The organism is Novosphingobium sp. 18050 (genome assembly GCF_902706195.1).
GTDB lineage: Bacteria > Pseudomonadota > Alphaproteobacteria > Sphingomonadales > Sphingomonadaceae > Novosphingobium.
On record NZ_CACSJO010000003.1, the window covers coordinates 17,601 to 37,019 of the forward strand.

The 19,419-nt window shown below is 67.1% G+C and carries 22 protein-coding genes; 17 read left to right on the forward strand and 5 right to left on the reverse strand.

Annotated features, from left to right (window positions below; genetic code table 11):
• Positions 1-72 precede the first annotated feature (72 nt).
• From GVL61_RS04335 to GVL61_RS04400, 14 genes are all read left to right on the forward strand, one after another.
• Positions 73-1,395 (forward strand): FliI/YscN family ATPase, encoded by a 1,323-nt coding sequence (locus tag GVL61_RS04335; protein WP_159977372.1) that lies wholly within the window; start codon positions 73-75, stop codon positions 1,393-1,395.
• On the forward strand, positions 1,392-1,817 hold the full coding sequence (locus tag GVL61_RS04340) for a hypothetical protein (protein ID WP_159977374.1): 426 nt from the start codon (positions 1,392-1,394) through the stop codon (positions 1,815-1,817). Before GVL61_RS04335 ends, GVL61_RS04340 begins: the two co-directional genes overlap by 4 nt.
• Before the next feature lie 32 nt (positions 1,818-1,849).
• Entirely contained in the window at positions 1,850-3,901 is a 2,052-nt protein-coding gene (locus tag GVL61_RS04345) for a hypothetical protein (RefSeq protein ID WP_159977376.1), read from the forward strand.
• A gap of 71 nt (positions 3,902-3,972) precedes the next feature.
• The gene (gene fliL / locus GVL61_RS04350) at positions 3,973-4,569 is read left to right on the forward strand and encodes a flagellar basal body-associated protein FliL (RefSeq protein WP_159977378.1); all 597 of its coding nucleotides are present in this window, start codon (positions 3,973-3,975) and stop codon (positions 4,567-4,569) included.
• Complete coding sequence (locus tag GVL61_RS04355) at positions 4,569-5,447, forward strand: FliM/FliN family flagellar motor switch protein (protein ID WP_159977380.1); 879 nt, start codon at positions 4,569-4,571, stop codon at positions 5,445-5,447. Before fliL ends, GVL61_RS04355 begins: the two co-directional genes overlap by 1 nt.
• 19 nt (positions 5,448-5,466) lie before the next feature.
• Positions 5,467-5,802 carry a flagellar motor switch protein FliN gene (gene fliN, locus GVL61_RS04360; protein ID WP_159977382.1) on the forward strand — a complete coding sequence of 112 codons (336 nt, stop codon included), beginning with the start codon at positions 5,467-5,469 and terminating at the stop codon, positions 5,800-5,802.
• Between the two features lie 6 nt (positions 5,803-5,808).
• On the forward strand, positions 5,809-6,081 hold the full coding sequence (locus GVL61_RS04365; protein ID WP_159977384.1) for a flagellar biosynthetic protein FliO: 273 nt from the start codon (positions 5,809-5,811) through the stop codon (positions 6,079-6,081).
• 116 nt (positions 6,082-6,197) lie between these two features.
• Complete coding sequence (gene fliP, locus GVL61_RS04370) at positions 6,198-6,962, forward strand: flagellar type III secretion system pore protein FliP (protein ID WP_159977386.1); 765 nt, start codon at positions 6,198-6,200, stop codon at positions 6,960-6,962.
• Between the two features lie 118 nt (positions 6,963-7,080).
• Positions 7,081-7,371 carry a flagellar biosynthesis protein FliQ gene (gene fliQ, locus GVL61_RS04375; RefSeq protein ID WP_159977388.1) on the forward strand — a complete coding sequence of 97 codons (291 nt, stop codon included), beginning with the start codon at positions 7,081-7,083 and terminating at the stop codon, positions 7,369-7,371.
• A complete protein-coding gene (fliR, locus tag GVL61_RS04380; RefSeq protein ID WP_159977390.1) occupies positions 7,368-8,150 on the forward strand; it encodes a flagellar biosynthetic protein FliR in 783 nt (260 codons plus the stop codon). Before fliQ ends, fliR begins: the two co-directional genes overlap by 4 nt.
• On the forward strand, positions 8,147-9,286 hold the full coding sequence (locus tag GVL61_RS04385) for a flagellar biosynthesis protein FlhB (RefSeq protein ID WP_159977392.1): 1,140 nt from the start codon (positions 8,147-8,149) through the stop codon (positions 9,284-9,286). The genes fliR and GVL61_RS04385 overlap by 4 nt, the downstream gene beginning before the upstream one ends.
• Positions 9,287-9,344: 58 nt before the next feature.
• On the forward strand, positions 9,345-10,775 hold the full coding sequence (fliD, locus tag GVL61_RS04390) for a flagellar filament capping protein FliD (protein WP_159977394.1): 1,431 nt from the start codon (positions 9,345-9,347) through the stop codon (positions 10,773-10,775).
• Between the two features lies 1 nt (position 10,776).
• Complete coding sequence (fliS, locus tag GVL61_RS04395; RefSeq protein WP_159977396.1) at positions 10,777-11,148, forward strand: flagellar export chaperone FliS; 372 nt, start codon at positions 10,777-10,779, stop codon at positions 11,146-11,148.
• Between the two features lie 149 nt (positions 11,149-11,297).
• Positions 11,298-11,900 carry a response regulator transcription factor gene (locus GVL61_RS04400; RefSeq protein ID WP_159977398.1) on the forward strand — a complete coding sequence of 201 codons (603 nt, stop codon included), beginning with the start codon at positions 11,298-11,300 and terminating at the stop codon, positions 11,898-11,900.
• A gap of 494 nt (positions 11,901-12,394) precedes the next feature.
• Here the strand turns inward: GVL61_RS04400 and GVL61_RS04405 are convergent, their stop codons facing one another.
• Together GVL61_RS04405 and GVL61_RS04410 are read right to left on the reverse strand one after the other, a co-directional pair.
• Positions 12,395-12,841, reverse strand: a complete 447-nt coding sequence (locus GVL61_RS04405) for a hypothetical protein (protein ID WP_159977400.1) — start codon at positions 12,839-12,841, stop codon at positions 12,395-12,397.
• A 194-nt stretch (positions 12,842-13,035) separates the two neighbouring features.
• Positions 13,036-14,166, reverse strand: coding sequence for a pyridoxal phosphate-dependent aminotransferase (locus GVL61_RS04410; RefSeq protein WP_159977402.1), 1,131 nt, complete (start codon positions 14,164-14,166; stop codon positions 13,036-13,038).
• A 199-nt stretch (positions 14,167-14,365) separates the two neighbouring features.
• On the opposite strand from GVL61_RS04410, the gene GVL61_RS04415 reads away from it, so the two are divergent.
• The gene (locus GVL61_RS04415; protein ID WP_159977404.1) at positions 14,366-15,427 is read left to right on the forward strand and encodes an aldo/keto reductase; all 1,062 of its coding nucleotides are present in this window, start codon (positions 14,366-14,368) and stop codon (positions 15,425-15,427) included.
• A 118-nt stretch (positions 15,428-15,545) separates the two neighbouring features.
• Here GVL61_RS04415 and GVL61_RS04420 read toward each other — a convergent pair whose 3' ends face one another.
• Both GVL61_RS04420 and GVL61_RS04425 read right to left on the reverse strand, forming a co-directional pair.
• A complete protein-coding gene (locus GVL61_RS04420) occupies positions 15,546-15,971 on the reverse strand; it encodes a nuclear transport factor 2 family protein (RefSeq protein ID WP_159977406.1) in 426 nt (141 codons plus the stop codon).
• Positions 15,968-16,756 (reverse strand): SDR family oxidoreductase, encoded by a 789-nt coding sequence (locus GVL61_RS04425; protein WP_159977408.1) that lies wholly within the window; start codon positions 16,754-16,756, stop codon positions 15,968-15,970. Before GVL61_RS04425 ends, GVL61_RS04420 begins: the two co-directional genes overlap by 4 nt.
• A 144-nt stretch (positions 16,757-16,900) precedes the next feature.
• On the opposite strand from GVL61_RS04425, the gene GVL61_RS04430 reads away from it, so the two are divergent.
• Positions 16,901-18,052 (forward strand): sulfotransferase, encoded by a 1,152-nt coding sequence (locus tag GVL61_RS04430; protein WP_159977410.1) that lies wholly within the window; start codon positions 16,901-16,903, stop codon positions 18,050-18,052.
• A complete protein-coding gene (locus tag GVL61_RS04435; RefSeq protein ID WP_159977412.1) occupies positions 18,049-18,573 on the forward strand; it encodes a VOC family protein in 525 nt (174 codons plus the stop codon). Before GVL61_RS04430 ends, GVL61_RS04435 begins: the two co-directional genes overlap by 4 nt.
• Before the next feature lie 12 nt (positions 18,574-18,585).
• Here GVL61_RS04435 and GVL61_RS04440 read toward each other — a convergent pair whose 3' ends face one another.
• A complete protein-coding gene (locus tag GVL61_RS04440; RefSeq protein WP_159977414.1) occupies positions 18,586-19,395 on the reverse strand; it encodes an SDR family NAD(P)-dependent oxidoreductase in 810 nt (269 codons plus the stop codon).
• Positions 19,396-19,419 lie beyond the last annotated feature (24 nt).

The following is a 19,419-nucleotide window of genomic DNA, read 5'->3' on the forward strand; positions in this document are numbered from 1 at the left end:
CACCCTGAGCTTGCCGAAGGGTCAGGCTGAGCTTGTCGAAGCCCCAGCAGGCCAAAACAGGACGCGACACCCATGACCACGCCCCACGCCGCCATCCTCGCCGATTTCGCGGCCGAGCCGGTAGACCTCGCCCCGCGCCGCTTCGGCACTGTCACCGCCTGCGACGGGGGCCTGCTCGAAGTCAGCGGATTGTCGGTTCCGGTCGGCGCGATGTGCCGGGTGATGAACGGACCGCGCAAAACCTTCCCCGCCGAAGTCATCGGCTTTCGTAACGGCCGCACGATGATGATGCTCCTGGGCGACACCATCCTGCTGCGCCCCGGTGCCCGCGTGGTGCCCGAAGGCCGCCCCGGAATGCTCCCCGTGGGCGATGCGTTTCTCGGCCGCGCGGTGGATGGCGAGGGCCTGCCGATCGACGGCGGACTGCCCATCCACACTCGCCTCGAATGGCCAGCCGGCGGCGTGCGCACGTCCGCGCTGGACCGCAGCCCGGTGCGCCTGCCCTTCGACACGGGGGTGCGGGCGCTCAACGCGCTGACCACTTTCGGCGTCGGCCAGCGCATCGGCGTGATGGCGGGATCGGGCGTGGGCAAGTCGGTGCTGATCGACATGATCGCGCGCGGGGCCAGCGCCGACGTGGTGATCGTCGGCCTGATCGGAGAGCGCGCGCGCGAGGTTTCCGACTTCGTCGAGCGCCACATGAACGACGAGAAGAAACACAAGACCGTCGTCGTCGCCGTGCCCGCCGACCATGCCCCGAACCTGCGCCTGCGCGGCTCCATGCTGGCCACCGCGATGGCCGAGCATTTCCGCAGCAAAGGCAAGCGCGTGCTGCTCATTCTGGACAGCCTGACCCGCGTGGCCCACGCAGCGCGCGAAATCGGCCTCCTGCTGGGGGAACCCGGCGCCGCGCGCGGCTACCCCCCTTCCGCGCTGGCGACGATCACCAAGCTGGTCGAGCGCGCCGGCAATTCAGCCGCGAGCGGCGGCTCGATCACCGGCCTCTACACCGTGCTGGCGGACGGCGACAACCAGGACGATCCGGTGGTCGACACGGCCCGCTCGATCCTCGACGGCCATATCGTGCTCTCGCGCGAACTGGCGCAGCGCGGGCAGTATCCGGCGATCGACATCGCCGCCTCGCTCAGCCGGGTGATGAACGATATCGTGCCGCTGGCCCACCAGCATCTGGCCCGCAGTTTCCGCGCGCTCACCGCCAGCTACGAGGCCAACCGCGATCTCGTGCTGATGGGCGCCTACCGCACCGGCGCCGACCCGCAGCTGGACCGTGCCATCGCCATGCAGGCCGCGCTCACCGGCTTCCTGTGCCAGCCGCAGGGCGAGGTCGTTGGCCTGGATGCCAGCGCGGGCCAGCTTGCGGGACTGCTGGGATGAGCCCCGAACTCAAACGCCTCGCCCGCCTGAAAAGGCTGGAGAAACTGCGCGCCATCGCCAAGCAGACTGCCGCCACCGAAGCGGCGCAGGCCGAAAGTACCCTGTCGCAGCTTCGCTCCCTGTCGGACCGCACCCGCCAGCTCGCCAGCGACTACGCCGCGCGGCGCGAAGCCGCAGACGGCGCGGCGCTGCACCACGTCGCCCGCTTCGTGGGAGGCCTGCAGGCGCTCAGCCGCACCACCGACGGCGACGCCTTGCGCGCGCAGTCGGTAGCGGATGCCAAGCAGCAGGCCCTCGCCGAAGCCGAACGCCGCCGCGCCGCCATCGAGGACCGCGCCGCGCTCCAGGAACGCCGCATCGCCAGCAAGGGACAGGCCCCGGTCCTGACCAGCCGCAAGGCAAGTGGCACGGATCTTGAATAGAGCCGGGCGACGCCAGACAGGACAGGCCCCGCATGATCCCGACCACCGCCCCGACACTCAACCCCGCTATCACCCCGAATGCCCTGGGAACGTCTGCGGGTATGCCGGGCGGCGATTTCGCCGCGCTTCTGGGGATCACGCAGGTTCCGGCTGGCATTGCAGTAGTGCCTGCCCTTCCAGCGGGTGAGGCCGTGGTTCCCTCCCTCGCAGCGCCTCTCCTGTCGGACGCGGTGAAAGGTACGCAGGACGGCCTCGCCGCACTGGCGCTCCAGGCCGGTGCAGCCGCGTTTCCCGTCGCCCTGAAAGGCACGGCCGTGGCGGCCTCCCCGTTCACGGCCAGTCCCGCAGCACCGCCGCAAATTTCGCTCCAGATGCCCGGAAACCCTGCGCTTTCGGCCCCGTCCCCGGCCGCATTGGCAGTCGCTTTCACGTCTGCGCCGGTTCGCACCGAAGCACCCTCGACGCCGGGCCTTGAGCCGGTCGCAGCCGATCTCACAGCAGTCCCGCCCAAGACTGACAGCCCTACCGTCGCACCATCGGCCGCCGCCACGGTCAAAACCGCGCTCAAGCCCGGCCTGCCCGCTGGCGCCCTGGCGATGCCACCTGCCGAAACTCCTGCCCCCGTCGACGGCAAGGGCGGCAAGCAGACCGGCAAGATGTTGCCGCCTGCCGCCCACGCCAAGCATGACGACGAGGCGACCGCTGCGAACGAAACCTCCCTCGCAGCCGCGCCCGTTGCGACGGCCTCACCCGCCGCCGCTTTGCCGGTTGCAGACCTGTTCGCGGCCCCCTCGTCCGCTGAAGACCTGCCGAGTGCCGAAGCCGCGCTCGCGCAGCCCGTTATTGTCGAGCAGGCGGTGCCGTCCACTGCGCCCGCAGCGCCGATGGTGGCCGCGCCCGCTGACCTGCGCACCGCGTCCCGGCGGCCAGCTCCCCTCAGCGATACTTCGCGCGCCGCGCCGACGGCTGCGGCCAGTCTCATGCGGGTGACGGATGCACCCGCGCCTGCGTTCCCCGCCGCGCCTTCAACCGAAGCCACTGCGCATAGTGCTGCCGCGCCGCCCGTCAGCATCCCCGCGCCTCAGGCGAACGGGGTCCAGCTCGAACCGATCGAACTGGTGCCCGCAGACAGCGGACGCGCGGCCACGCGTGAGACGGCTGCGTCGCCTTCCATGCCGTTCCAGCCGCGCCCCGCCGACCCGGCACCTGTCGCTCCGGTTCGGACCGCCGCGCCCGGCATACCCGCGCCTGTGGTAACCCCGGCTGCGGCGCTGGTGATGCAGCAGCCAGTCGAGGTGGCCCCGGTTACTCAGGCTCAGGCCGTTCCCCATCGCTCGGAAGTGATTACCCCAACGCCCGCCGCCTCGCCCGCGCCTGTCATCGACGTCGCCGTTCAGGGCGAGGCCGAGCAGCCCCGCACGCTCGCTTCCGCAAAGCCCGCGCACGCCGAGCCGGTCGAGGTCAAGGGCCATCCGGCTCCGGCCACCGAGGTCGAGGCCGCCCCCGCGCGCACCGTTCTTGCCATGCCGCAGCCGGTGATGGTCGATGCTGCGCCGGGCACCCCCGGCACTCCTTCGCCTGAAGGTACTTCCGCGCCCTCGCCCACGGGTGAGGCGCCGCAGGACTTCGCCACGCTCGTCTCCCGCCTGGCCGAGGCGCGTGAGGCGGCCAGTCCGAATGTCGTGCGCACCGCGCTTTCCCATGCCGAGTTCGGCCGAGTGTCGATGCAGATCGGGCATGAGGACGGCGGCCTCTCCGTCACGCTGGCAAGCCGCGATCCCGAATTCAACGGCGCCGTCCAGGCCGCCGCCGCCGCGGCCGCGAACAGCGCGGCGGGCAATGGCGATCAGCCGCGTCAGGAAAACCCGGCCCAGCAGCAGGGCAACACCGGCCAGACGCAGACCGGCGCCAATGCCAATACCAATGCGAATGGCGGCCAGAACCAGCCAGCCCGCACCGACGCATCCGGCCAGCAGGCCCGGCGTGAGGGCGGCGCTTTCGGGCGGCCTCAGGACCAGCAGCAGCCCGGTACACAGCCGCGCAGCCGCAGCGAGCAGCGGCCCGGCAGCGACATCTACGCCTGACGCCGCCGAAGCTGCGCTCAACGCGCCCCGCCCAGCACTTTGACCGTCCGAACACCGGGGAATCTTCTTAAATGAGCGCAAAACCTGCCAAGGACGACGGCGAAGAAAAGCCGAAGAAAAAGGGCAAGATGGGCCTGATCCTCATCGCCGTGGCCATGCTTGTGGTCGGCGGCGGGGCGGTGTTCGGGCTGATGGTAGCGGGCGTCATCGGCGGCCACGGCGAGGAAAAGAAGAAGGACGAAGGCCCGCAGCTCGTCAAGAAAGGCGCCGTCGATCCTTATGCCCCGCCCGCCAAGGAAGGCGACAGCGAAGGCGGCGGCGCCGAAGTCGAAAGCGAGGGCGGCGATCCCTATCGCACCGCCTACTTCACGTTCACCGACGATTTCACGTCCAACCTCAAGGACAGCGATTCGATGGTTCAGGCCAGCCTCGCCTGCTCCACCCGGCGCGACGGGCGGGTGCTGCAATGGCTGGCCAAGCACGAGCTGGCAATCCGCTCGCGCCTGCTCGAAATCCTCGCGGACACGCCCGAGGAGGACGCCACCACCATTGAAGGCAAGGAACGCCTCAACAAGCGGATGACCGATGCCATCAACCAGGTGCTGATCCAGAAGGAAGGCTTCGGCGGCGTCGATGCCGTCTACTTCCGTAACTTCATCGTCCAGTGATGGCGCAGGAAACCCCGCCCAAAGCGCGTCACTGCGCCGAACTGCTCGGCTCCGGTCCCTCGATCGCCGAGATGGTGCGCCCGCTGGCGAAGCTGGGCGAGACGCTGGCGCGCACGCTGCCGGACGGGCTTGCCCGGCTGGCGGGCGGCGAGGCGCCGGTGGTGCGCATCGGTATTCCCGCCGAATCCACGCTTGCCGCGATGGAGGAGGAGAACGCAGGGCTGGCCGCGCACAGCCTGATGGGCCTTGGCCCCCGGCGCCTGCCGCTTCTCGCCACGTTCGAGGCCGCCCCGGTGCTGCGCCTGCTCGACCGCGCGTTCGGCGGGCGCGGCGACGTGCCCAAGCCGCTGCCGTCTGCGTTTCCGCTATCCGCGCAACTGCTGCTGGGGCGCATTGAGGAAGCGATTGCCGCTGCGCTGAGCGCCGGGCTGGGCGGAGATCCAACCCACCGCGTTACCGCGCTGCGCCGCGACACCAGCCTGTCCGAATTGGCCCCCTTCGCGCCCGCCGAGCCGCTGCTGCGGATCGTGCTGGAGATCGAGGAACCAGCCGCGCAGCCCTGGTCGCTGGCACTGGCGCTACCCCTGTCGACGCTGGCCGCCGCGCTGGTCGTGCCGCGCCGCCAGCGCCGGCCTGCCCCGCGCGTCCGGCCCGGCCCCGACGGAGAGCCGTTCGCCTCGATGCCGATCGAGGTGACCGCCGTGCTGGTCGACATGACGCTGCCTTTCTCGCGCCTTTCCGCGCTGCGCCCCGGAGACGTGCTGCCGGTGACGGTGGCGCGCTCGGTGCCGCTTCGGGTCGACGGGCGCACCATTGCTGCCGGCACGGTCGGCGAAGTCGAGGACCGGGTTGCGGTCCAGCTGCAAAACGCATTCTGATTTGGGAACCCGAAACGATATGAGCATCCATTCCCGCGGCCTCGATTTCCTGCGCGATGTCGACGTGCGCCTGTCTGTCGAACTTGGCCGGACCCAGATGAAGCTCAAGGACGTGCTGGCGCTGGGGCCGGAAAGCCTCGTCATGCTCGACCGGATGACCGACGAACTGCTCGACGTGCTGGTCAACGGCAAGCCCATCGCGCGGGGCGAGGTGGTCTCGCACAACGGGCGCTTCGGCCTGCGCATCGTCGAGATGCTGGGGATCGAGGAAACCGCCGCGCCGGGCGATGCGCTGGGCCTGCCAGAGAGCGGACTGGGCGGCGGACTGGGCGGCGGCCAGAGCAGCGGGGAGTGACGGGCGATGCTGTGGTATGTGCTCAAGCTGATCGTGCTGCTGCCGATGATCACGCTGCTGATCTGGGGCTGCCTGAAACTGGCGCGCACGGTGCAGGCGAAAGTCGGCGTGGGCACGGGGTCGAAGTCGATCCGTATCGTCGAGACGACGATGCTCTCGCCCACGCTCAAGCTGGCGGTGATCGAGTTTCACGGGCGCGAGATTCTGGTCTCCGCCTCCCGGCAGGGGCTGACGCGGTTGGCGGAGGCGCCTGCGAGGGCGCGGGGGGAAGCCGAATGAGCCTCCGCAAGTTCCTCCCCGGAACGGGGAGGGGGACCACCCGCAGGGTGGTGGAGGGGTACCCTCGCATTACGGGAGGCCGTGTAAACCGCGCGTGCCCCTCCACCATGCTTCGCATGGTCCCCCTCCCCCGCTGGGGGAGGAAGTGCGTCGCCACCTTCGCTCTTCTTTCCCCCGTCGGCGCCCATGCGCAAGCCGCGATCCCCGGCGCGCTCGACCGCGCTTTCGGGTCGCTGGGCGGCACCGGCGGGCCGGGGATGAACATGTCGCTCCAGCTCCTGCTCATCATGGGGCTGCTGACGATCCTGCCCAGCCTGATCCTGATGATGACCAGCTTCACGCGCATTCTGGTGGTGCTGTCGATCCTGCGGCAGGCAATCGGATTGCAGCAATCGCCGCCCAATCAGGTGCTGATCGGCCTGTCGATGTTCCTGTCGCTGTTCGTGATGGCGCCCACGCTGGAGACCGTGAACCAGACCGCCATCGCCCCCTACTCCGCCGGCACCATCAATGCCGAAGCCGCGATCCAGAACGGGGGCCGCGCTTTCCATGCCTTCATGATCCGCCAGACCCGCGAACGCGACCTGATGATGTTCGCGGAGATGGCCAAAGCCCCGCGCTTTGCCGGCAGCGCCGATGTGCCGTTCTCGGTGCTGCTGCCGGCGTTCGTCACCAGCGAACTCAAGACCGCGTTCCAGATCGGGTTCATGCTGTTCCTGCCGTTTCTGGTGATCGACCTGGTGGTGTCATCGGTGCTGATGAGCCTGGGCATGATGATGATGAGCCCGATGGTAGTCTCGCTGCCGTTCAAGCTGCTGCTGTTCGTGATGGTGGATGGCTGGGCGCTGCTGATGGGTTCGCTGGCGCAGAGTTTCGGGTGATGGGGTGCCTTGCGCGTGTGGTGCTTCGACAGGCTCAGCATGAGCGGAAACACCGGAAATACCTCTCAACTCCGCTCATCCTGAGCCTGTCGAAGCACTCTCGCACAGGGCAACGCTGATGGAGGACATCTCCGCCCTCCTCGCCCTGGCCGACAGGATGCTGTGGGTGACGGCGCTGGTCGCCGCGCCGGTGCTGCTGGCTTCGCTGGCGGTGGGTCTGGTCATCGGGATCATCCAGGCGGCCACTTCTGTCAACGAGCAGACGCTGACTTTCGTGCCCAAGCTGGCCGTGATCGCGCTGGTGCTGGTGCTGCTGGGCAGTTCGATGATGACGCTGATCGCCGACTACACGCAGGAAGTCTTCGCCCATATCTCCCGCACCGGCGACGCCCAGCAGGTTGCGCGGTGATCGGGCTGGACTTCGGCTACGGCGCGCTGGAGGCCGAGTTCTGGCGGCTGGTCTTCGTCATGACCCGGATCGGCGCCGCGCTGGTCGCCGCGCCGCTGTTCGGCGCGGTCACGGTACCGGCGCAGGTGCGCGTGATGGTGGCGGGCGGGATTGCGGTGATGGTCTGCGCGTGGACGCCGGTGGCCGCGCCCGCGCAGTTGCTGTCGGCGGCGGGCATCCTTTCCGTGATCGGCGAAGTTCTGGTGGGCCTGACGCTGGGCTTCGTATTGCAGCTCTCGTTCGCCGCGCCGGTGATCGCCGCCGAGGTGATCGGCGGCGGCATGGGCCTGAACATGGCGGTCGCGATCGATCCGGTGGGCGGCGCACAGTCGCCTGCGCTGGGGCAGTATTTCATGGTGGTGCTGACCCTGGTGTTCCTGGCGCTGGGCGCGCATCTGCAATGGTTCGCGCTGGTCGTGCGCAGCTACGAGGTATTTCCGCCCGGCCAGACTTGGCTGGGGCCGACGCGGTTTGCCCTGGTCGCCGGGTTCGCCAGCCAGATGTTCCTCACCGCGCTGGCGATCGCCCTGCCGGTCACGCTGGTGCTGCTGGTGGTGCAGGTGGTGACCGGCGTGCTGAGCCGCTCCGCACCCGCGCTCAACCTGTTCGCGCTGGGGATGCCCGCAGGGGTGCTGGGCGGGATCGCCGCGCTGATGATCGCCGCCCCGGTGCTGACCGACATGGTCGCCCGCCTCTCCGCCGAGGCCCTGACCAACGCCGCGCGGGTGCTCGGCCCATGAGTGAGCAGGAAGGCGAGAAAAGTTTCGCCCCCAGCGAAAAGCGCAAGCGCGACGCGGCCCAACGCGGCGATGTCATCCGCCCGCGCGAACTGGCGACCGCCGCATCGGTGGCGATCGGCGCGGCGTGGATGCTGCTGGCGGGGCCATGGCTGCTAGACCTGTCCGAGCGGCTGCTGCGCACCGGCTTCAAATTCGACCGCGCCTCGCTCGACGATTTCAGCCCCGCCGACATGCTGATGGACGCGCTGCTTGCGGGCCTGCCCCCGATCGCGGTGCTGGGCGGCGCGGTCATCGCGGTGTCGCTGGTTTCGCAGCTCGGCTTCGGGGATGGGCGCTGGGTGGGCGGCAATCTTGCGCCCAAGGCATCGCGGATCAATCCTATGTCGGGGCTGAAACGGGTTTTCGGTCCCTCGGGCTGGATCGAAATGGTGAAGGGCCTCGCCAAGGTCGGCCTGCTGGGCGTGAACGCCTGGACCTGGGCCGACGGGCGCATCGACGCTTTCGCCCGGCTGGGCCGGGGGGACGTGATGGCCCAGCTTTCCTGGGCCTGGGACACCATCGTCCTGCTGCTGTTCTGGCTGGCCGGAGGGCTATTCGTGATCGCCCTGTTCGATCTGCCGATCCAGATCATACGCCGCATGATGCGCCTGAAGATGACCCTTCAGGACGTGCGCGACGAATCCAAGGAATCCGAAGGCGCGCCCGAAAAGAAGGCCATGATCAAGGACCGCCAGCGCAAGATCGCCATGGGGGGCTTGGTCCCGGCGATGAAGCAGGCGCAGTTCGTCATCACCAACCCGACCCACTTCGCGGTGGCGCTGACCTACGACCCCGCCAGGGCCCCCGCCCCGATCGTGGTGGCACGCGGACGCGGCGAGACGGCGCTGGCGATGCGCCAGCTTGCCGCCGAGAACGCCTTGCCAGTGCTGGAATACCCGGCGCTGGCGCGCTCGGTGTTCTACTCCACGCGCGAACGGCAGGTGATCCGCGAGGAACACTACGTCGCGGTCGCCGCGCTGCTGGCCTTCGTCATGGCCCTGAAACGCGGCGAAAAGCGCACCGCGCCGCAGGTTTCGGTGCCGGTGACGGTGCGTTTCGATGCGGATGGGCGGCTTGATCCGGGGTCGGTGTCGTGAAGATGTTTCCGGCGCCGACGCCGCTTAAAACCGCGCCCCCCATGCCGTTCTGGGAACCATGGTAAGCAGCACCTCCTCCTCGACCAGCGCTTCGGCCGTCACCACGTCGTCGCTCGTGACCGCGCTTGGCGGGGGCAGCGGCGTCGACATGACCGCGCTCGCCAACAATCTGGCGAATGCGCAGTTCGCCTCGCGCAACGACCGTCTGGCCACCAAGTCCGACAAGCTGGACGCGCAGATTTCGGCAGCCTCGAACATCAAGTCGCTGATGCTGGGGCTGGATACCTCGCTGGGCACGCTGGTGCGTTCAGGCAGTCTGGCGCGCACGCCCAGCCTCGCCAATGCCTCCGTCGCCTCCGCCACGCTTTCGGGCAGCAGCCAGCCGAGCGGCAGCTATTCGCTCGAAGTCACCCGGCTCGCCAGCGGCCAGCAGCTTGCCAGCGCGCCCTTCGCGGCGACCGGCAGCGCGGTGGGATCGGGCACACTGACGCTGAAGTTCGGCACGGTTTCGGGCAGCAATTTCGCACAGGACAGCGCCCATGCCGCAGTCGACATCACCATCCCGCAGGGCGCGACCCTCGCCGATGTTGCAACGGCCATCAACGGCGCCAATGCCGGGGTCAGCGCCTATGTGACCACCACCGTCGACGGCGCGCAGCTGGTGCTGAAGGGCGCGCAGGGCGCTGCGAACGGCTTCGTGCTGGAGGCCGGTGACCCCAGCCTTTCCGCCCTCGCCTGGTCGCCCGGCGCCTCTAACGGCCAACTGCTGAACACCGCAAGCGACGCCGCCTTCAAGGTCGACGGCCTGTCGATGACCGCCACTTCCAACACCGTGACCGACGCCATCCCCGGCGTGAAGCTGCAACTTACAGCGACCAACTCCGGCGCGCCGACAACGCTTGGCTTCTCCGATCCCGCCAGCGCGATCGCCACCTCGATGCAGGACTTCGTGGACGCGCTGAACGAGGTGGTCTCGGCCCTGAACACCGCGACCTCGATCGGCGGCGACCTTGCCAACGATGCCGGGGCGCGCGCGCTCAAGCGCTCGCTCTCCGCGCTCGGTTCCACCACGATCATGCCCGGCGCCACGGGCGCGGCGAAGACCCTTGCCGACCTTGGCCTCAAGACCCAGCGCGACGGCACTTTCGCGCTCGACACCGACCGCCTGAGCGCAACCACCGCTGCCGACCCCAAGGGCGTGGCGGCGATGTTCACTAACGGCGTCAACGGCGTCTACGGCACCGTCGACCGTATCTACCGCGCGGCGGTTTCCACCAGCGACGCCTACTCGCTGGGCAGTTCGATCGCCGGGTACACCAAGAAGAAGACCGGCATCTCCACCGAAAAGAGCGACCTTGCCGAGCAGCAGGAGAAGCTGCGCGCGCGGCTTGTGGCGCAGTACACCGCGTCTGAAACGCGCATCGGCACCTCGAAATCGACGCTGGCGATGCTGACCAACCAGATCGCCCAGTGGAACAAGAGCAGCTGACATGCTCCAGATGACCTCCCCTCAGGAAGCCTACCGCCGGGTCGATTTCGACGCGCGCGTCAGCGGCGCCGGCCCGGCCGAGCTGGTCCACCTGTGCTTCGAGCATCTGGTCAGCGCGCTGGGCACCGCCGTCCATGCCGACCTGCGCGGCGACAACTGCCTGAAAAGCCGCTCGATGACCCGCGCGCTCACCGCCATCACCGCGCTGCAGATGGGCATTGCCGGGGCCGAAGGAGTCGCAGGCGCGCTCAGCCAGCTTTACGAAGCGGCGCGGCGCACGATCCTCGACAGCGCGCTGAATTTCGATGCAGAGCGGATAACGCAGCTGCGCACGGACTTCTGCGAGATCGGCCAGGCCCTGAAAGCGGGGTAAACACCCGTTTCGGTGATTGCGTAGTACGCTAAAGAGGCCGCGTTAGCCTGGTTACCCGCCGCGTTGCCTCGGTTTCGGAGCAGGTCGGGCGCGCGGGGATCGAAAGATGCGAATATCTCCCTAGGCAGATACCCAATGGGAGACTGGCCGTGGACATCATCTCGAACCTCATTCTTATCGACAGCGACAGCCGGCGCCGTGCCGGCATCAGTCACGTGCTGTCCGCCGGCAACATCCACGTGGAACCGTTCGAGAACGTCTCGGAACTGGCAGCCTCGTGGCCGCGCTCGGGCGTGGTGCTGATCCATGACGAGGACGGGACGATCGAAGACCTGATCGAAAGCATGGCCAAACATGGCGACTGGTTCCCGATCATCGCCTTCAGCGAAAGCCCGGATGCGCAGCGCATCGTCCAGGCCATCCTCGACGGCGCGATCGACTATATTGCCTGGCCGATCAGCCCGGAAGACCTGACCGACAACCTCGGCAAGGCGATCACCCGCGCCGAAAGCCTGGGCAACGCCAAGCTGCGCGAAGTCATGGCCCGCGCCCGGGTAGATCGCCTGACCCGCCGCGAACGCGAAGTGCTGGGCGGCGTCGCCAGTGGGCTCTCCAACCGCCTGATTGGGGAAAAACTCTCGATCAGCCCGCGCACCGTGGAAATCCACCGCGCCAACATGCTCAACAAGCTGGGCGCCAATCACACCTCCGACGCGATCCGCATCGCCATAGAGGCATCGCTGGTGAATTGAGCAGACCTCGCAATTACCCCTAGGTCACCGTGAACAAGGTATTAGCCATAACCGGATATACCGGGCTTGTCGGCACTGAGGCCGACAGCTGTACCCACAGTCTCCTGAGAACGCAGGCCCGGTCGATCCCCCCTCCCGGCCGGGTCTGCAGTTCTTCCATCTGGCGGCTTGCGCCACATTGGAACAGGCTGTTCCCGGCTCAAAACCCGCGGGTTCGCGAAATGCCCGGCGAACGTTTGAACAACTCAGGCAATGAAATCCGCCGCACTGACGGTCATTGGCTATGCGCTGTTCGCTCACTGGGTGTTGGGCGGCGTGTTTCAGCCCATTGCGCTCGCCTTGCTCTGGAACGACAGTCGGAGTCCTCACCGGCGGCCGTTCGTGGCGAGCAGTACGTCAATCGCTGGCCTCGCGTTCCTGCTTCAGGTCGGCTTTGCCATATTGCGCACGCCGCGAGGGATGCGACCGGTCCGATTGCACGGCCCGGCCAGCTCTCAATGCACCCGCATCCACGCGGGCGCGGGCAGCGCCTCCGTTTCGAAAGACGCTTTTTCGATCTGGGCCAGCACCGCCGCGACATGCGCCCCCAGCAAAGCCAGCCCAAGGCTCGACGCTTCGGCAATCGCCTCTTCCGCACCATCGCGCAGGACCACGCTGGCAAGACACGCGCCTTGCGGCCCGCGCGAGAGCATGAAGCAGGCGCCGGGGCCCATCAGTTCCAGCACCGCACTTGTCACCGCGCCGCTGTCGAGCATGGCGTGGATCATCGTCACGTCGATCGGGCCCTTGGCATCGAGACCGCTGCCGCCAAGTTCCAGCACTGCGTCACGCACACGCTCCGCCTCCTCGCAAGGTGCGCTGCCGGCGCAATCGTGCAGGAATTCGCGCAGCCGCTTTGCGCGCGTTCGATCGTCGGTGATTTCGTTCAAGGTACTAGCCATCACAGTTTTTCTTTCGCGTCCGAAGGTGCGCCAAAGTCCCGAAGTGCCGCCATGCGTCAATACGCAGATTCCGCGTGCGCTGCAGCACTGTCCCGCCTTGCTACATTCTACCTGCGCGAAGTGAAAGTACCGTATACACCGCCATCCGCAGTTTGAATTATCCCGATCCGCTGGCGATCGGCCGGTACAAAGGGTCAGGCGCGCGCCGCGAACCAGGTGACCATCCGCTCGATCGCATCCTCGACCTCGGGGGTGGAGGCAGCGAAGCTGAAGCGGATGAAGCGGTTGCCGTCGACGGGATCGAAGTCGATTCCCGGCGCGGTTGCGACGCCGGTACCCGCCAGCAACTCACGGCAGAATGCGAAGCTGTCGTTGGTAAAGTGCCCAATGTCCGCCCAGATGTAGAAGGCGCCGTCGGGCGGAGCGATATGGGCAAGGCCAAGACGCGGCAGCGCGGCGAGCAGCAGTTCACGGTTGCGCGCATAATTGGCGAGATGCCCTTGCAGTTCCTCATCGCAGTCGAACGCGACAAGCCCGGCGTGCTGGGCTAGCACCGGCGGGGTGAGGAACAGGTTGGCAATGCGCGCGCGCGCCGCATCGATCAGCACGGGAGGCACCACCAGCCAACCGAGCCGCCAGCCGGCCATGCTGAACCACTTGGAGAAGCTGTTCACAACCAGCGCATCCGGCACGTGCTGGAGCATCGACTGCGCCGCCGGACCATAAGTAAGGCCGTGGTAAATCTCGTCCGAGATCACCGCGATGCCCTTGCGTGCGCAGACCTCGGCAATGGCGGCCAGTTCCTCGGGCGCGATCACGGTGCCGGTGGGATTGGCGGGACTGGCGATGATCAACCCATCCGGCGCGGGGGCGATCGCATCGAGTGCGGCAGCGGTGACCTGATAACGTTCGGCCGGCCCGCAGGCCATCTCGACGGGCTCGATATAGAGTGTCTTGAGCGCATTGCGGTAGGCCACATACCCGGGCCGTGCGAGGGCAACCCGCGCGCCGGGGCGGAACAGGCATGACAGCGCCAGAACGAACGCAGGCGATGCGCCGCAGGTCAGGAACACCTGCTCGGGCGAAACAGTGACGCCGTAAGCCTCGGCGTAATGCCGGGCGATCCGCTCGCGCAGGGCCGGGCTTTCCCAATAGCCGCCCGCCTCGCTGTCGAGCACCGCATGAGCCGCGGCGATGGCGGCGGCAGGTGCTCCGGTAGAGGGCTGGCCATACTCGAGGTGGATGACATCGCGCCCCTGCGCCGCGAGTTCATAAGCGAGGCGGCCGATGGTGGTGGCGTGAAACGGTTCGACGTGAGCGATCATGGCGGCGTGCTACGATGCGTGCCGGTACGATGCAATGCGCGTGCGAGGTGCGGTGTTTGCGCGCCATGCGCATACCGCACAGGGCGGCAATGATGGGGAACGGTCATTTGACCCCAGGGGCAGAAGCGGCGCGGTATCGCACGCACGCATGGCCAGCCTGCTGCGCGCGCGACATAACGGCGCCAAGAGGAGAGAAAAGATGGCCACCGCGCTCGATCACTACCGCCTGCTTGGCCGCTCGGGGCTGCGGGTATCGCCGCTGTCGCTGGGTACGATGACCTTCGGCGTCGAGGGCGGCGGCTGGGGTTCCAGCGACGAGGAGGCGGCCGAGATGGTCGACACCTATCTCGACCGGGGTGGCAACTTCATCGACACGGCCGACTTCTACGGCGGCATGGGCGGCTCGGAGGAAGTGCTGGGGCGCATTCTTGGCAAGCGGCGCGAGCGGGCGGTCGTCTCGACCAAGTATTCGCTCACCACCCGCCCCGGCGACCCCAACGCAGCGGGGAACCACAGGCGCAACATGGTCCGCTCGGTCGAGGATTCGCTGCGACGGCTGGGCACCGAGTGGATCGACCTGCTCTACCTGCACATGTGGGATTTCCGCACGCCGGTGGACGAGATCCTGCGCGCTTTCGACGACCTCGTGCGCAGCGGCAAGGTGCTGTACATTGGCTTGTCCGATACGCCCGCATGGCAGGCCAGCCGGATGCAGGCGATCGCCGAACTGCGGGGCTGGAGCCAGTTCTGCGCGCTGCAGATCAGCTATTCGCTGATCGAACGCACGGTCGAGCGCGAGATGATCCCGATGGCGTCGGAGATGGGCATGGGCGTGTGCCCGTGGTCGCCGCTGGGCGGAGGCGTACTGGCCGGCAAGTACACGCGCGCCGACCTCGCCGCTCCTGTTCCGGGAGGGGCCTACGATCGCAAGACCATGAATGCCGCCACCGGACGCCTGAGCGAGCGCAACCTCGACATCGCCGACGAGGTAGCCACTGTCGCGAAAGAGATCGGCGCATCGAGCGCGCAAGTAGCGCTGGCGTGGACGCTGGCGAATCCGGCGGTTGCATCGCCGGTTCTGGGCACGCGAACGCCCGCGCAGTTGGTGGACAACCTCGGCGCGCTGGAGCTGACGTTGTCGGATGAACAGATCGGACGACTGAACGCGGCCAGTGCGGTGCCGAAGGTGTTCCCGATGGATGTGCTGACCGGACCGGCCGAAGGAATGATGTTCGGCGGGGTTACGGTGGAAAAGCGCTGAATTGCCAATCCCTCCCCGGTCCGGGGAGGGGCCGCTCACGGCGCGGCGCAGGGCGAAGACACATCCCCTCTCCGCCGGCGCGACCGGCTGCCGCCTCCCCGAACCGGGAAGACCGTCATTATCCAAACACCGTGTATATCCGCGCCGCGAAACGCCATTCGCCGTCCACCTGCGCGAAACTGTCGTGGTATTCACCGGTCACCTGCTTGTCGGTGCCGGTGATCGAGGCCACCATCATCGCGTTGGACCGGGCAGTGCTTCCCTCAACCTCGATCATCAGGTTGTGGATCAGCGGCACCGGATGCGGCTTGCCCTTCCCTTCCGACAGGAACGCCACCAGCGCCTGGGGTGTATCGAACCGCTGGCGCAGGGTGAACTCGGCCCGGTCGGGGTGCCCCGAACGCACCTCGAACGTACCACTAGCGACGAACAGCGCCGCCAGGTCCTCATAAGCCTCGCGCCGCACTGCGCGGGCATAGCCGTGGACGAGATCGGCGATGGCAGTCTGCGCCTCGATCCTTTCAAGCCGGGCTTCGAGGCTCATGCGGCAGCATCCCGGCGTTCGCATGCGGCGCGGATCGCGTCGAAGCGGGGCTCGAGGCTGCGCCAGACGCGGGTATGGGTCACGATGAAGGGTTCGTCCGCTTCGATGCCAGCGGCGACCATCTCGCCTATGTCGTCGGGCGTGATGGCAGAAGGCGGCATGGCCCCGCCATGCTGACGGATTTCTCCGCCCAATTTGCGGGTGCTCTCGGCAAGGTTGGTCGCGACATAGCCGGGGCACAGCAGCGATACGCCGACCCCGTGCGGCGCCATCTCCTGCCGCAGTGCCTCGCTCAGCGCGGTCACGCCGAACTTGGCGACCGCATAGGCGCCCACCCCCGGCACGCTGGCAGTCAGCCCCGCCTGCGAGGACGTGTTGACGATATGCCCGCATCCTCGCTCCCGCATGCTCTGGGCGAAGGCGAAGACACCGTTGGCCACGCCCCCCAGATTGATCGCGACGATGCGGTCGAAGCTGACCGGGTCCATATCGGCGAACTCACGGCCATTGGGAGCGATCCCGGCGTTGTTCACCAGTATGTCGACCGGACCGAATGCGGCTTCGGCCTCCGCCCTGGCCTTCGCCCAACCCTCCCGGTCGCGGGTGTCGAGCACTACACCGCGTATGCGTTCGCCCCGCTCAGAGACCACCCGCTCCAGCGCCGGGGCGTCGATATCAGCAACGGTAACGCGCAGGCCCCGCCGGACCATCGCATCGACGATACCTAGTCCGATCCCGCTGGCGCCGCCAGTCACGAAAGCATGGCTGCATTGGCTCAAATTCATGGGTTTTCCGCCCCCTCTCATACTCTGGCGCTCGTTCGGCGCGTTGCTTCCGGCAAGTCTGAAGAAGTGGACGCTATCTTGCAATCGCCCGCAGCCCCAAGCATCACCGCGTGGACGATAAGAGATTGAGAGAGGACAACCGGCATGACTGTCGACGACGTGATCGCAGCCGCCCAGGCCGAAACCGGACTGAAGGAAATTGGCGATCCCGCAGCGCTGGAAGGGCTTGAGGTACTGCTGCGAAGCTACGCTGAGGAAGCCGCTTACACCGAGCGCGGCAGCCAGCTGGCGCACCGCGACCTCGTGAAATACATGGCGAACCGCCTGCGGATCGAGGACTGGCTGGCGCGCCACCCCGAACTGCTGGAACGCCCGATCGAAAAGCCCCTGTTCGTCTTCGGCCTGCCGCGCACCGGTACGACGCTGCTGATCAACCTGCTTGCCGCCGATCCGACGCGCCGCGCCTTCCTGCGCTGGGAATCGCACGACCCGGTGCCGCCCCCGCGCCCCGAGGAGCTGAATGCCGGGCCGCGCTGGCAGAAGATGCAGGACCAGACGCAAATGGCGCTCCAGTACATGCCCAAGATCGCCGCCATCCATTACGAGGACGCCAATAGCCCGACCGAGTGCCAGTTCTCGATGAACTACTCCTTCTGCGCGCAGGTCTTCGAATCTCAGGCCGATGTGCCCAGCTACCGCGACTGGCTGTTACACAAGGCCGACTACCGACCCGCGTTCCGCTTCCACAAGCGGCTGCTGCAACTGCTCCAAGCCGAAACAGGCGGCCGCTGGACGCTCAAGAATCCCTGGCATCCGCTGTTCCTGGACGCGCTGACCGAAATCTACCCGGACGCGCAGCTTGTCATGACGCACCGCGACCCGGCCGACGTCCTGGGCTCCATCGGCAGTCTGATCGAGAACGTGCGAATGATCTATTCGGACAAGGTAGACCTCGCCCGCATCGGCGAGACTTTCATGGAAACCTTCGCGCTGATGATCGAGCGGCAGGAAGCCTTCCGCGCCAAGCATGGTGCGGGCGCAATTCTCGACGTGCAATATGTCGACGTGATGAAGGATCCGATCGGTGAGTGCCGGCGCATCTACGAGCACTTCGGCGAACCATTCACCGCCGAAACGCAAGGTGCGATGGACGCTTACATGGCCGCCAACCCCAAAGGCAAACACGGCAAGCACGACTACACGCTGGAACGCTACGGCCTGACCCGCGAAGGCGTGCACGCCGCTTTTGCCGACTACATCGAACGCTACCGTATTCCGGTGAAGCAGGGGGCATGACCCATATCGGCGCGCGCTATGGCCAGCTTGCCCAGATGAGCTACGTCACGCGGGACATGGACGCGGCCGTGGCGCACGCCGAAACGCAGCTGGGTATTACCGGACTGGTGCGCAGTCAGGCCGACATCGAGGTCATGTCCCATGGCCAGCGGCGCAGGCTGGCGGTCAAGTCGGCGATCGCCAACATGGGGCCACCGGGCGCTGTGCGTCAGTTCGAGATCATCCAGCCGGTCGCAGGCGCAACGGAAATCTACACCGATGCCGTGGACTTGGGCGCCCATATACTGGGCTTCCACCACATCGGAATAGCAGTGCCGGGCGCCTACTCCGAATGGGAAAACCTGCTGGCACAAGTGCGCGCCAGCGGCGACGAATTCGCCTACCTGTTTCCGGCCGAGCCCTCACCCGAAGCGAAACTTTGTTTCTGCTACGTCGACACCCGCAGGCAGCTTGGCCACTACACCGAATACCTCTGGGCCGACCCGGCGCTCGCCGGTATCCCGGTTGCGCCGTGGCTCTGACCACTCCGTCCGTCAAGTTCCGTCGGTATTGACGCTGACGATACCCGGACGCTCTGCGCCCATACCCGAGAAGCCGATCGAATAGCCCCCGTCCACCGGCAGGACTACACCCGTGATATAGGCTGCCTCGTCGCTCGCCAGAAACAGAGCGGCATTAGCGATGTCCTTCGCATAGCCCCAGCGGCCCATCGGGATGCCTGCAAGCGTAGGAAACCCCTCAGGCGGCACCTCGTGCGTCCTGGAGGCTTCGACGAGGCCGGTCCACATGGTGCCGGGTGCGACCGCATTTACCCGGATATTCTGGTCCGAATAGTCGAGCGCAGCCACCTTGGTCAGCTGGTGTACCCCGGCCTTGGCCGAGCTGTAGACCGCGTGGTGCTTCCAGCCGATGACCGCCGAGGCCGAACTGGTGTTCACGATGGCACCGCCGCCGGTCTTGAGCATCGCCTCGATGCCGTACTTCATGCAGAGGAAAACACCGCGGATGTTGGTGGCATGGACTTTGTCCCAAAGCTCCACCGGCTGTTTGTGCAGCGCAGCCATGCCGCCCCCGAAGCCGGCGTTGTTGCACAGGACGTCGAGCCGGCCAAAGCGGGTCTCGGCAGCGGCGATCATCGCCTGGACCTGCGCCTCGTCGGAAACGTCACAGTGCAGCGCGGTCACGTCGGGACCGAGCCCTGCCGCCACTTCGTCCTGCCCGCCCGAGATATCGGCGAGAACCAGCTTTGCTCCCTGCGCATGGAACAGCTGCGCCATCGCCTTGCCCATGCCCGAACCTGCGCCGGTGATGACGCAAACCTTGTCCTGAAGCCTTCCGGCCATTGTCCTACTCCCGTTGGTATTCGC